The organism is Marinobacter psychrophilus (genome assembly GCF_001043175.1).
Classification (GTDB): domain Bacteria; phylum Pseudomonadota; class Gammaproteobacteria; order Pseudomonadales; family Oleiphilaceae; genus Marinobacter; species Marinobacter psychrophilus.
Map to the genome: position 1 here is coordinate 1,052,198 of NZ_CP011494.1, position 13,030 is coordinate 1,065,227.

At 54.1% G+C, this 13,030-nt stretch carries 12 protein-coding genes; 7 read left to right on the forward strand and 5 right to left on the reverse strand.

All coding sequences use genetic code 11. The features are described from left to right. Nucleotides 1-64 precede the first annotated feature (64 nt). The gene (gene minC, locus ABA45_RS04760; RefSeq protein ID WP_048384529.1) at nucleotides 65-823 is read right to left on the reverse strand and encodes a septum site-determining protein MinC; all 759 of its coding nucleotides are present in this window, start codon (nucleotides 821-823) and stop codon (nucleotides 65-67) included. Continuing rightward, nucleotides 823-1,101, reverse strand: coding sequence for a DUF1244 domain-containing protein (locus ABA45_RS04765; RefSeq protein WP_048384530.1), 279 nt, complete (start codon nucleotides 1,099-1,101; stop codon nucleotides 823-825). The genes minC and ABA45_RS04765 overlap by 1 nt, the downstream gene beginning before the upstream one ends. A 158-nt stretch (nucleotides 1,102-1,259) precedes the next feature. Here ABA45_RS04765 and dinB point away from each other — a divergent pair, with 158 nt between their 5' ends. The 6 genes from dinB (at nucleotide 1,260) to ABA45_RS04795 (ending at nucleotide 8,014) form a co-directional block, all read left to right on the forward strand. Further along, nucleotides 1,260-2,324 carry a DNA polymerase IV gene (dinB, locus tag ABA45_RS04770; RefSeq protein ID WP_048388695.1) on the forward strand — a complete coding sequence of 355 codons (1,065 nt, stop codon included), beginning with the start codon at nucleotides 1,260-1,262 and terminating at the stop codon, nucleotides 2,322-2,324. Between the two features lie 117 nt (nucleotides 2,325-2,441). Next, on the forward strand, nucleotides 2,442-2,792 hold the full coding sequence (locus tag ABA45_RS04775) for a hypothetical protein (protein WP_048384531.1): 351 nt from the start codon (nucleotides 2,442-2,444) through the stop codon (nucleotides 2,790-2,792). Nucleotides 2,793-2,909: 117 nt separating this feature from the next. Continuing rightward, nucleotides 2,910-5,102 (forward strand): acetyl-CoA hydrolase/transferase C-terminal domain-containing protein, encoded by a 2,193-nt coding sequence (locus tag ABA45_RS04780; protein ID WP_048384532.1) that lies wholly within the window; start codon nucleotides 2,910-2,912, stop codon nucleotides 5,100-5,102. Between the two features lie 17 nt (nucleotides 5,103-5,119). Next, nucleotides 5,120-5,590, forward strand: coding sequence for an FKBP-type peptidyl-prolyl cis-trans isomerase (locus tag ABA45_RS04785; protein ID WP_007348794.1), 471 nt, complete (start codon nucleotides 5,120-5,122; stop codon nucleotides 5,588-5,590). A 22-nt stretch (nucleotides 5,591-5,612) separates the two neighbouring features. Further along, nucleotides 5,613-6,344, forward strand: coding sequence for a response regulator (locus ABA45_RS04790; protein ID WP_048384533.1), 732 nt, complete (start codon nucleotides 5,613-5,615; stop codon nucleotides 6,342-6,344). Nucleotides 6,345-6,406: 62 nt separating this feature from the next. Next, nucleotides 6,407-8,014, forward strand: a complete 1,608-nt coding sequence (locus tag ABA45_RS04795; RefSeq protein WP_048384534.1) for an ATP-binding protein — start codon at nucleotides 6,407-6,409, stop codon at nucleotides 8,012-8,014. Here ABA45_RS04795 and ABA45_RS04800 read toward each other — a convergent pair. Beyond that, complete coding sequence (locus ABA45_RS04800; protein WP_048384535.1) at nucleotides 7,935-9,014, reverse strand: ABC transporter ATP-binding protein; 1,080 nt, start codon at nucleotides 9,012-9,014, stop codon at nucleotides 7,935-7,937. The two genes, ABA45_RS04795 and ABA45_RS04800, sit on opposite strands and share 80 nt — an antisense overlap. Nucleotides 9,015-9,016: 2 nt before the next feature. Further along, on the reverse strand, nucleotides 9,017-9,931 hold the full coding sequence (gene argF, locus ABA45_RS04805) for an ornithine carbamoyltransferase (protein ID WP_014870232.1): 915 nt from the start codon (nucleotides 9,929-9,931) through the stop codon (nucleotides 9,017-9,019). Between the two features lie 334 nt (nucleotides 9,932-10,265). Here argF and grxD point away from each other — a divergent pair, with 334 nt between their 5' ends. Then, nucleotides 10,266-10,592, forward strand: a complete 327-nt coding sequence (gene grxD / locus ABA45_RS04810; protein ID WP_014870234.1) for a Grx4 family monothiol glutaredoxin — start codon at nucleotides 10,266-10,268, stop codon at nucleotides 10,590-10,592. 146 nt (nucleotides 10,593-10,738) lie between these two features. Here the strand turns inward: grxD and ABA45_RS04815 are convergent, their stop codons facing one another. Next, a complete protein-coding gene (locus ABA45_RS04815) occupies nucleotides 10,739-12,940 on the reverse strand; it encodes a DUF1631 domain-containing protein (RefSeq protein ID WP_048384536.1) in 2,202 nt (733 codons plus the stop codon). Nucleotides 12,941-13,030: the final 90 nt, after the last annotated feature.

Genomic DNA, 13,030 nt, shown 5'->3' on the forward strand with positions numbered 1-13,030 from the left:
GCATTGCGATGTCGTGGTTGTCGAGGCCTAGTAAACCGGTTACTGCTGGCAAATTTAAGCTTGATCAGGCCTTTTCCAGTGGCGTTACCACCATCAGATCGTCCTTGAGCTGAAGTTGCACGGCGCTTTTCCAGCCGCTGCCCTGCAAGTCTTCAGATATCTTATAATGTCCGGCGATAGACACAAGCTCTGCTTCTAATAATTGACAAAAAATACGCGCATTTTTGTCGCCGTTTACACCCGCTAGTGCGCGACCGCGCAGCGGGCCATAGACATGAATACTGCCCGCTGCCATCACTTCAGCACCGGGCTGCACCGGCGCCAGAATCACTAGGTCACCCTCTGCCGCACAAACCTGCTGACCTGAACGTACTGGCTGGCTGATGATTCTGGCGGGCACCGCCACCGCTGGCGCAGGTATTGGTTTCGCAATGGGTTCGGGGGTAGGCGCCCCGGTGGCGGACTCGCTGGCGTGATCTTTATCGCGCGCGTTGGTGCCGGGTATTAATGCTAGCGACGCACCGCGGGCCATGCGGCGGTGGTCTTCACTTCCACCACGCACGCCCACGACATGAATATTGTGGCGCCGGCAGGTGCCAATAATGCTGAAAAAATCCAGATCACTGTCCATGCCTTCGTACTTTTCAAGACTTATAATCAGCGGAACGTCTTTGAAAAAGCCGGGTGCTTGGCTGATTTTTTCCCGCAGCGCGGCTTCAAACTCTTTGCTCTCGAAATAATAAAGTTCCAGAGCGGTCATCGACACACTGGCGCTTTTCAGCTGAAAGCCCTGTTTAGCGCCGGTGGTTGGGGTGTCGGTCATTAATGGTGATCCTGCTTTGGGCCGCTTTGGTAGCGTTGTTTCCACTCATCGTAAGGCATGCCGTAAATTGCTTCGCGCGCTTGGGGGTTGGTCATTTCTACACCCTGCTCCTGTGCTGCGGCAAGATACCATTTTGACAGACAGTTGCGACAAAAATCGGCCAGGTTCATCAGATCTATATTTTGCACCTCGGTATGTTCACGCAAGTGACTAATAAGGCGACGAAAAGCAGCCGCCTCCAATTCGGTGCGCTGGGCGTCTGAAATGGGTTGGATCATGATATAGATGGCCTTTTGCGATGTTAAAAAGATGGATAGAAATTCATGCAATACGGCTTTATAAGTGGCTTGCCGTGGACAGTCCTGACATTCTGAGCAACTGGAGGTAAGATACAAGGCTGTATGCATATACAGCACGTGTGGTTAAGTGGGGTTTTATGTCTCAACGCAAGATAATTCACGTAGATTGCGATTGTTTCTATGCCGCTGTAGAAATGCGTGATGACCCTTCCTTGAGGAATGTACCTCTGGCGGTGGGCGGACAGGGTGGACGCGGCGTAGTAACCACTTGCAACTACCAGGCCCGTGCTTACGGCGTGCGTTCGGCCATGCCGGGCGGCGAGGCTAGACGCCTGTGTCCGGACCTGGTGACCGTGCCGGTGGATATGCCGCGTTATCGGGCGGTGTCGCAGCAGGTGATGGCCATATTGCGCGAGGTGACCGATTTGGTAGAGCCGCTGTCGCTGGATGAAGCTTTTTTGGATGTGTCTGACGTTACTGAACACCAGGGCAGCGCCACGCTGATTGCCCGCCACTTGCGCGCGCGGGTAAGGCAGCAAACCGGCATTGTTATTTCTGCTGGGGTGGCGCCCAACAAATTTTTGGCCAAAATTGCCAGCGATTGGGAAAAACCCGACGGCTTGTTCGTGATTCGGCCGCAAGACATTGCCGGGTTTGTGGCCAAACTGCCGGTGCAAAAGTTGTTTGGTGTGGGCCAGGTAACAGCGGGCAAGCTCCACTCCATGGGAGCCCAAACCTGTGGCGACCTTCAGCAGTTAGGCGCGGAAATTCTGATAGAGCGTTTTGGCAAACAGGGTTACCGCCTGCACGAAATGGCCCACGGTCGCGACGAACGCCCGGTGGTGGTGTCGCGCACCGCTAAGTCCCTGAGCGTTGAGCGGACTTTTGCGCAGGATCTGCCAGACAAAGCCGCTTGTGACGCAGTGTTGGTGAATCTTCTAGATGACTTACACGCGCGCCTTGCCCGCAAGGCGGAACAAAAGCCCTTACACAAACTGTTTGTAAAAATCCGTTACAGCGATTTTTCTACGCACACTTTGGAACGGGTGCGTGAATCTGCGGCGCTGCCCGTTATAGCAGACTACCAACTATTGTTGAATGAACTGATGACCGACACTCGGCGGCCGGTGCGGTTGCTAGGAATGGGCGTAAGGTTTCGGAATGATGAGGCACCGATCACACAACTGCGGTTGTTTGACTGACCGGGTAATAAACGATGCGATAATGTGCGTTGAAACACAGCGCTGAGGCTGAAGTGTATTAGACTTAGTTTTATTCAGTTTGTATAATTTTTCGTTAGCTAACAATTGTTGCCCATTATGATTCTTCGACTATTTTTCACATTGCTCATTATCAATATTGTCATCTTTGCGGCCGGTGCAGATGCGTCTGAGCAAACAGACAGCAGTGATCGTGGCACGGTGAAAGAAGCTGTCACTATGGCCGATGTAAAACAGCTGCAAGATGTCATGGCGGGGCGGAGTTACGCCACTATTGACCAAACGGAAGGCAGTACCGATATTCTGGCCGAAGTGGGCTCACGTCTGCTGACCCTGTCGTTGGCAAGCCGCGACACTCCCCGCCGCTATGCCTACGAAACGATGAGGGCAGACCACGGCTTTTCCCTGATTGACGAAGGCGCCTGCCTGAATCTGAAGTGGACCTTTTGAAACCGCTGAATTAGCCTGGTGGGACACCCGATTACTGATCTGACGCATTGTTTGGCCGTGCTGCCCATGTGATGATTCTGCTAACAGAATTCATTATGGGCTAACGGGAAACGGAAAATGGCTGAAGATTGCACGATGCGAATGGACGACGCAGACGCCTGTGTCGAAGACGTAATCCGCCGTGTTGGCAACACTATTATTCTTGGTTTGCCTCTGGGTTTGGGCAAGCCCCTGCGCTTTGTAAATGCCCTCTATCAGCGCGCCAAGCGCGACCCCCAAATCGAACTGCACATTTTCACGGCCTTGTCGCTGGTGAAACCCAGTGGCCGTTCGGCCTTGGAAAAGCGCTTCCTCGAACCTTTTTCAGAGCGTTTATACGGCGCGATCCCAGACCTGGAATACGCTCTGGATGTGCGGGCCAACAAATTGCCGCCGAATGTGAAAGTGTCGGAGTTCTTTTTCAAGGCCGGCAGTTTTATGCACAATTCGTCGCAGCAGCGCCACTATATCAGCCTGAACTACACTCATGCGGTGCGCGATTTAATGGCGATGGGTATCAACGTGGTGGCTCAAATGGTGGCGCCAGGTGATCAAAACGGTGAGCCGGGTCAGGTGAGCCTGAGCTGCAATCCGGACCTGACTCTGGACATCATCCCGCTTTTGCGCGCGCGCCAGCGCGAAGAGGGTGTGCCCACCGTATTAGTGGGTGAACTGAACCGGCATTTGCCGTGGTTAGGCCGTGATGCCCAGATGGCCGAAGCCGATATAGACTTGGTGTTGGTGCAACCGCAAAGCGATTACCCGATGTTTCCGGCGCCACAAATGGCCATCAGCCCGCCGGACCATTTGATTGGTTTCTATGCCAGCACATTGGTAAAAGACGGTGGTACGTTGCAGGTGGGTATCGGTTCCCTAGGGGCTGCACTTATCAACAGCACTATTTTACGCCACCGCCATAACGACGCTTGGAAGCACTTATATCAGCACCTGAATATCGCCACCCGTTATCCTGCTGTCGATGGTATTGGTGGCACCGGCACGTTTGATCAGGGCCTTTACGGTTGCAGCGAAATGATTATTGACGGCTTTATGCACCTGTTGGAAGCCGGGGTGTTAAAGCGTGAAGTGTTTGCTCACCAAGGGCTGCAAGAGTTGCTGAACCGCGGTGACATTAGCCCGCAGATCAACCTGGATACACTGGATGTGTTGTTGCGTGAACACATTATTGCCTCGCCGCTGAGGCTGCAGGATCTGGAATTCCTGCAGCGATTCGGTATTGTGCATTCTGAACTGTGTTTGCAGGATGGTCAGCTTAGCCTGCAGAAACGCACTGTTCCTGCCGACATTAGCCACCCCGACACCCGCCGACTGCTGCAAGACGGCGGCTTGGGCGATAAGCTGAGCGAAGGCGTAGTGGTGCACGGCGGCTTCTACATCGGCCCCGAATCCTTCTATCAGGCACTGCGTGACCTGTCGCCGCAGCAGCGCCAACGCATCTGCATGACCAGCGTGAACTTCATCAATGACCTTTACGACCACCGCTTTGGTAATCAGGCGTTGAAAACCGCCCAGCGCCAGCACGGTCGCTTTGTAAACTCCACCATGATGTACACCTTGGCGGGCGCGGCGGTGTCTGACGGCCTGGAAGACGGCCGCGTGGTCAGCGGCGTAGGTGGTCAGTACAACTTTGTGGCCATGGGTATGGAGTTAGCGGGCGCTCGATCCATTTTGTGTTTACGCAGCACTCGCAAAGCGGCTGGCAAAGTATTGTCGAATATTGTGTTCAGCTACGGCCATTGCACCATACCTCGCCACCTGCGGGACATTGTGATCACCGAATATGGCATTGCCGATTTGCGGGGCCAGTCTGACGAGCAGGTATACCTGCGGCTGATCGCGATTGCCGACGCCCGCTTCCAGGCCGGCCTTTTGCAGCAGGCGAAAAAAGCAGGCAAGGTGGCGAAGAGTTTCAAACCGCCAAAAGCTTGGGCCGATAATACGCCGGCACATGTCCACAAAGCCTTAGCAGCCGTGCCGGGCAACAACCGTTTTCCAGCGTTTCCATTTGGCTGTGACTTTACCGCTGAAGAGTTAGTGATTGCTAAAGCGCTGAAACGGATACAGGCTGAAACGGCCACAGGTCGTGGTAAACTTCTGGCCTTGGTGCGGGCCGCCCGTACCCGTGACGATCGAAGCCGCTTCCAATCGCTGCTAGAACGTATGCAACTGGCCGCGCCGAAAGGGGTGCGCCAGAAGCTGGACCGGCGGTTATTGATTTATGGCCTGCAACTGACCAATACACCCCAATAAGAGTAATGACGCAACCTATGCAAGATTCTTCTTCTACAATTGACGTGTTCACCGTTCACTATGTACTTAAAAACGCCGTTGGTGAGCTGGTAGATACCTCTGAGGGCAGCGAGCCGTTGCATTTTGTGTACGGCAGCCCTGATATTGTTGAGGGCATTCAGCGTGCCGTGAAAGACCGCCGCGTGGGTGACTGCCTTGAGGTCACCGTGCCGCCAGCGATGGCCTACGGTGAACATCGGGCCGACCTGGTGCGTAAAGTACCGCGTTCGATGTTCGAAGGCGTAGAGAACTTACAAGCGGGCATGAAGTTTCAGACCAACACGGGCACCGAGGCGCAGATTGTCCAGGTGATGGGTTTTGACGGAAATTTGGTGCGTATTGATGCCAATCACCCGCTGGCTGGTCTAACCTTGTATTTTGATTTGGAAATTGTTGGTCGCCGCAGCGCTAGTGCAGAGGAAATTGCCCAAGGCCGGCCCTTGTCATAGCCTGAAGTTAGGAAAGACTGTTATGGAACTGACGACTGACAACTGGCGAATCCTGATTGTAGAAGACGACGAACGGTTGGCCAGTCTGACCCACGATTACCTGCAGAATAACGGGTTTTCGGTGTCTATTGAATCCCACGGTGGGGCCGCTGTAGAGCGTATTCTGAACGAACAGCCAGACCTTGTGGTGCTTGATTTGATGCTGCCCGGCGAAGACGGCCTGTCTATCTGCCGCCGGGTGCGGCCGCGATACAGCGGTCCGATACTGATGCTAACCGCCAGAACCGACGACATGGACCAGATACTGGGCCTGGAAATGGGCGCTGATGACTATATTAGCAAACCGGTTCAACCGCGGGTGTTACTCGCGCGTATTCGTGCGTTGATGCGCCGCGCTGCTGAAAAAAACCAGCCTTTGGTCAGCAGCGATGCCGTGAGCGAAGGCCCGGTGCGGGTGCAGTTCAACGAGTTGGTGATAGACAGCTCGATGCGCGAAGCCTGGCTGTCTGGCGTTACAGTGGATTTAACCAGCGCCGAGTTTGACTTGTTGTGGTTGCTGGCCAGCAACGCGGGCAGGGTGCTCAGCCGTGAAGAAATCTTTGCCGCTTTGCGTGGCATAGAATACGACGGTCAAGACCGCTCGATTGACGTGCGGGTGTCCCGTATACGGCCAAAAATTGGTGACGACCCCATTCATCCACGGCGCATAAAAACGGTGCGTAGCAAAGGCTATCTGTTTGTAAAAGAAGCCTGAGTAGTCGTAGAAACCTGAATAGCTGCTTAAGCCCGAGTTTTGTTTGAGCCAGAGTGCGCACCATGCCCCGGATTTACTTTCTAAAACTTTATGCCCGCTTAGCGGGTTTTGTACTGTTAGTCGCAGTGCTCTGTATGTTGCTGTTCCAAGGTTTGAACAGCATTCGCCAGCAAATGTGGCTGGAACATCACGGCACAGCGCTAATGCAATGGCTCGCGAAGTCTGCAAATCCTGTTGGTCATTACGCTTGGCTGGTGCCGGCTTATAATCTCGAAGTAGGCCCGGCCACGCAGTTGGCAGATACCGCGGTTATTCGCGAACGCCTGGGTTACGGCCAGGTGGTGGTGTTGCCGTCCAGCTTGGGCCGGCGCCTGTTAGTCGCCCGTGAAGACGGCCAGATCCTCGGCCTGAACCTGGCCACGCCTTATCGCGACATTGTGCGAGCCAGCGCGTTGGTTTTCCGCTGGCATCTAGACCGCTCAACGGTTGAACGTCGCCCCGAAACCCTGCGTTATTTGAGCGCATCACTAGGCCTTGGCGCTTATTTCATTGACACCGGCGAGCGCCTGCCACCCGCCGATGTTTTGCAGCAATTAGCCCGTGACGGCTTGGTTCTGTATACCGCGCCCTCCGGAGAGGCCCCCCGCGTGGCATTGCAGCTGGCTGACGGCGAGATGGTGCTGCTGGTGCCACCACCGCCATTCAAACCTTGGAGTTTGGTGATCATTTTGCCACTGTGCCTGCTGCTTGCAGCGGCTCTGGCATTGCTACTCGGCTTTGTGGCACGCGCTTGGGATGGGCGTTTGCTGAAGGTTGAATCCGCAGCGCTGCGGATTGCTCGAGGCGATTTGTCGGCGCGGGTAGAACTCGGTTCCAGCGTGCTGCAGCAGCGCTTGGCGAAAGCTTTCAATAGCATGGCCGAGCATATTCACCGCCTTGTGCAGGTGCAGCACGATATGATCCATGCGGTGTCGCACGAGCTACGCACCCCGGTGGCGCGCATTCGTTTTGGCGTGCAGATGTTGGCCGACAGCGAGAAGTCGCAGCGCAGCGAGGAGCAGTTGCAGGGCATAGACGACGACATTCAGGAACTGGACGACTTGATAGATGAAATATTGACCTACGCGCGGTTGGAGCAGAGCGAGGCTAAGTTCCTCCTGCAGCAGACATCTGTGCCTGATCTTCTGCGCCAAGTCATCGCCCAGCAGCAGCTCTTGCACCCAACCGTTGTTATGGAGCTGGATGTGGATGGCGCCAGTGAGGCATTACCCATGGCTGAGGTAGAACCGCGTTATTTACACCGTGCTATCCAGAATCTGGTTGGTAACGCCGCACGCTACGCCAGCCGCCAGATGCGCGTGCGCTGTCGGCTAGACAGCAACAATTGCCGCATTGATGTGGAAGACGACGGCCCAGGTATACCGCGCTCTGAATGGGACCGGGTATTTATTGCATTTTCACGGCTGGATGACAGCCGTACCCGCACATCGGGCGGGTACGGGCTAGGACTGTCGATTGTGCGGCGCATTATGTACTGGCACGGTGGCCAGGCCTTCGTTGGCATAAGCGCCACCCTCGGTGGCGCTTGCTTTAGCCTTGTCTGGCCTCGTGTTCAAACGCAATCAGGTGGTCTGCATCGACCCGCACAGGAACAAAATCACCCACATTGAAATCCAGGTGGCTGCGGAACAGAGCCTCGAACTCGGTGGACTCGGAGCAGCGAAAACGGTAGAGAGTGGACGTACCGGCAAAGGTTTTTTCAATCACCTCGGGCCGTAAAGGCGAATGTTCATCGTAAACAATGTCATCGGGCCGAATCAGCACATCTACCGGTGTGCCCGCTTCCCATCTGTAAGCCCGGTTACCGTGAATAACGCCGAGTTCTGACTGTATGGCGTCTGGCCCCAGCGTGTTGCCAAGTATAAAACTACCTTGGCCCACAAAACTGGCAACAAAACGATTGGTCGGCTCGTGATACAGGTTAAACGGCACGTCCCATTGCTGAATTCGGCCTTTTTGCAGCACCGCCACCTGGTCGCACATTGCAAAGGCTTCTTGCTGGTCGTGGGTAACCAAAATGGCGCTGATGCCCAAGGTTTTTAGGATGTCACGCACATCCAGACTTAGCCGCCGGCGCAAATCTGCGTCTAGATTTGAAAACGGTTCGTCTAGCAAAATCAGCGTAGGTTCTGGCGCCAGCGCACGAGCCAGCGCAACTCGCTGTTGCTGCCCACCCGACAATTCGTGAGGGTAGCAGTCGGCAAGATCCTGTAGTTGCACCAGTTCTAGTAGTTCAGTGACCTTGCGTTGGCGCTCGGCTTTGCTCAGGCGATTCAAACCGAAACCAACGTTGTCGGCAATGCTCAGGTGCGGAAAGAGCGCGTAATCTTGAAACACCATGCCAATACGGCGTTTTTCCGGCGGCAGAGCGCGACCGGGCAGGCTGATGGCTTGGCCCTGAAGGCTGATTTTGCCATCGCTAAGTGGCAAAAAACCGGCCAGCGCACGCAGCATAGTGCTTTTGCCACAGCCGCTTGGGCCCAGCAGACAGCCAATGTCGCCTTGGCGTAGGGCAAAACTGACGTTCTTCACAACAGCTTCGCCGCCATAGCCACAGCACAGGTTGTTGACTTCGAGCAACCAGTCAGATGCGATTGCGGGCTTGTTCATAATCAATCCAGACGTTTAAGAATCAGGAATTCCAGCAGGGCTTTTTGAGCATGTAAGCGGTTTTCCGCTTCCTGCCATACTACCGAGCCCGAATGCTCCATCATGTCTTGTGAGATCTCTTCGCCGCGATGTGCCGGCAGGCAGTGCATAAACAGAGCGCCTTTAGCGGCCAGTGACATCAGCTGCGGATTAATCTGGTAGCTCGAAAACGCCAGTTCACGAGCTTTCTGCTCGCTTTCTTGGCCCATAGAAGCCCACACATCGGTGACCAGCAGGTTGGCGTCGCGGGCAGCGTCTGCGGGCTCGCGCATTACCGTGACATGTTCTTTGTGTGCTTCAAATACGGCGGCGTCAGGTTCATAACCTTTCGGGCAGGCCACGTTCAAATGAAAGCCGAACATGACGGCAGCGTTGATGTAGGAATGGCACATGTTGTTGCCATCGCCGATCCAGGCCACCGTGGCGCCGCGAATACTGCCGCGGTTTTCGCGATAGGTTTGCATATCGGCCAACAGCTGGCAGGGGTGGAAGTCATCAGTCAGTGCGTTGATCACGGGTGCTGAGGAGGCCGCTGCAAAGCGCTCCACGGTATTGTGGGCGAAGGTCCGAATCATCACTGCGTCGACCATGCTGGAGATAACAATGGCCGAATCTTCAATCGGTTCGCCGCGGCCCAACTGGGTGTCGCGGGGCGACAAAAACAACGCCGAGCCGCCAAGCTGCATCATGCCTGCTTCGAAAGACACCCGGGTGCGAGTAGATGACTTTTCAAAAATCATCGCCAGAACACGATTTTTCAAGGTGTCGCGGGTCTTGCCCTGGTGCCATTCACGACGCAGGCGTGAGCCGTGGTCCAGCAGTGCTTCCAGTTCATCGGGAGTCAGGTCGTTCAGTGTTAAAAAATGTCGTACTGCCATGCAATGGCCCTTACCTCGCTGGAGGCCCGGGTTGCCGGGGCTTCTAGCCTGATGATTGTGGATGTAAAGTGAAAAAATAGGGGCAGCCAGTCTAGCCGCTCTGCGTTGGCATGACAACGATCAGGACCAGCCGGTGCCGCGTCTTTAGCGATAGAGGACAGATTTGAAATCTGCCCCCGGCGTACGGAAATCTGCCCCCGCATGTTCTGGGTCAAAGAGCGGGCGGTCGGCGACGGTTGGTAGGTCTGCCGGGGCCGTGTACAATGAGGAAAATTGATTGCCCCAAGGCAAGCTTTCCTTTTTCATTTTAGCTTCCAGCACAGAGGTAGATAACATGGATATGAACGACACCATTAAAAGCCAACTCGAAGAAAACTCGGTTATTCTGTACATGAAGGGTTCTCCTCAGGCACCGCAGTGCGGTTTCTCGTCAAAAACAGTTCAGGCCTTAATGGCGTGCGGCGAGAAATTTGCTTTCGTGAACATTCTGGATAACCCGGAACTGCGTGAAGCGTTGAAGGTGCACTCTAGTTGGCCTACTTACCCGCAGCTGTATATTAGTGGCGAATTAGTTGGCGGCTGCGACATCATTATGGAGATGTCGGAAAATGGCGAACTGGCCACAGCTGTAAAAGCTGCGTGTAAGCAGACAGAAGCCTGAAGGGCAATTTTTAGTGCCGAGAAAAATTGCGCGGTGCGAATGACGCCTACGCAGTAAGACTACAATTCACGCCATTTAAAAGATGTGCAGTGACAATAGAAAATGCCGGCTACATGCCGGCATTTTTCGTTCAAGGTGCTGGAGCCCTAACCTGCTTTGCTTCGAAGAGATCCCACCACAGCGTTCAGTGCGCGGTCAATCAGCGCTCCTTGTTCCAGCAGCGTTAGCCGGCCCCGGCACATTTCTTGGGCAAGCTCGGTACGTGTTTTTTCAATCACTTTCAGGCCCATGCGGTTAACGAATACAAAGCAGTCGGCTTCTTCAATAATAGCCGATAGTTTGCAACGGAAGCTGGCGCCGTTTACCAGGCTGAACTCTACCCAGCTACCGGTTTCAATCTGGTCAATCTGATCCATATATTCAGAAATGGCGTTGTCTTGCAGTTCTTCGCCGATGTCCGCTTTTTCAGAATCTGGCGCCACTACTAAAGGTTCTGTGCGAGTTTCTAGAGCGGCGTTGGTGCGGAAAGCGTCGGCCAGTTCATGTTTAAGCTGCGCCATCATTTCGTCGAGTTTGGACGAATTGAACGATACTTCCTCAAGCCCGGCGCGCAGGGTTTTCAGCAATCCCGGCACCACACGAACCCATTGGTCGCGCTCGGCATCTTCGTGATGGGGATGCAGGCACCAAATAAGGTCGTCCAGCACTTTTACCGACTCGTTCCAGCGGTGCTCCATCTCGTCCCTGAGGTAGGTGAGGAACATAACCCGGCTCCAACCATTAACAACGATGGTGTGAATGGTTTGCGGCAGCTTGTAACGGGCCAGCTTCTCTTTTAATATCGCGTCCACGGTTTGCTGCGCTTTCTGGGATTTTATGCGGCCACGCTCAGATTCGCGGGTGCGCTGTTCCACCAGAGTTGAACGTTTGTTTTCGCGCTCCAGAAAAGCGTCGAATTCGTCATTCAAGGCAACAAATAAAGACACGTCGCCGTCAAACTCTTCAAGAATGCGCTGTACGATGGCGTGAATCTGGTTATACAGTTTGTCTCGCGACTTTTCGTCGCTGTTGCTCCAGCCAATGCCGGCGCGGGCAAGGTTGTTGAGCAGGCGACGGGCGGGATGTCCACCATGACTGAAGAAGGTTTTATCGCGCATCACCACTTTTAGTATAGGTATTTGCAAGCGGCTGACCAGCACCTGAATGGGTGCTGACAAGTTATCGTCGTCGAGAATAAAATCGAACAGCATCGACACCAAATTAATGAGGTCTTCATCGGCCTCGGATATAGCGGCTTTGAGTCCGTCTTTGTGCTTTGTTTGCGCTAGAAGTTGGTGCATCAAATTTAGTAAATCTATGGTTAACGGCTCGCCTTGGCTCAGGTCTTCATCGAAGCCTGTGTAGCTAGCGGTGTCAAATGCGTTCTGTGTTGGTAAAGCGTTAAGAAGTTCGCCAAGCTCACCAGCAGACAGCGGGTGTACCGGGCGGCTACCGGAATGCCGCTGCGGCATATCGGCGTTGCTACGTTGGTGCGAAAGCATACTGCGTATTTGTTCGAATACTGCGCTTTCGCTTGCGGCATCCACCTGCGAAGTGCCCATTGAATCCGAGCTGTCGGTCGGTTTGCCGCCGCTGTCCTGATTTTTTGAGCTATCTTTAACTTGATGGCGGAAGTGAGGTACAACCCCGGCTTTCACCAAAATGCGGTTGGCTTCGTCTAATAACATACCAAGATTCGACATAACGAAGCGGTCAAACTGCTTTAGCAGAATCAGGCGCTCACGAATCTGGATTTCCATGGGCTGTATGGCGTGTATAAACGCCTTGCCTAAATGCTCTGGTGCCAAAGGATTAACGGTAACGCCGTCTGCTGCTTTGTACACATGGCTGAATCGCGCGTCCAGCTGAATTAACTGACCTTGAAAGTGCGCTTTGGCTTTTGCAGCCATGGCATTCAATGCAACCTGTTCTTCCAGGTCATCATTACTTACAAGCGCGAGGCTGTCTGGGTCTATCGCCTGGGGCCCGTTATCAGGACCGCTTTGGCTGGGGGGCAACACAAAAAATGAACTAATAGTCTCGTTAAACTGGCGCTCAACACCTTTGCGCTTGATGCGAATTTCCCGCATGGCTTCAAAGTAGCGGTTTTGTTCGTTATTGTTGCGGCAATTGTTGGCGAGTTCAAACAGCGAATCATCGACCGCGTCCAGTGCGCCCTGTAACAGGTCTCCCAAGCCGGCAACAACGGTTTCCAGAACGCATACCACTTCGGGTGGAACAGGCGCGGCTTCTCCGTTAGCGACCTTCTGGCGCTGGTGGATATGATGAATGCCGGGCTGTTCGTTCATGGCAGGCTCCTGTCTGTCTCGCGCCACCTAAGCCTTTGTATAGGGTGCTATAACAATTAGAATTATAATTATGTGTTAAAAATAACCCAT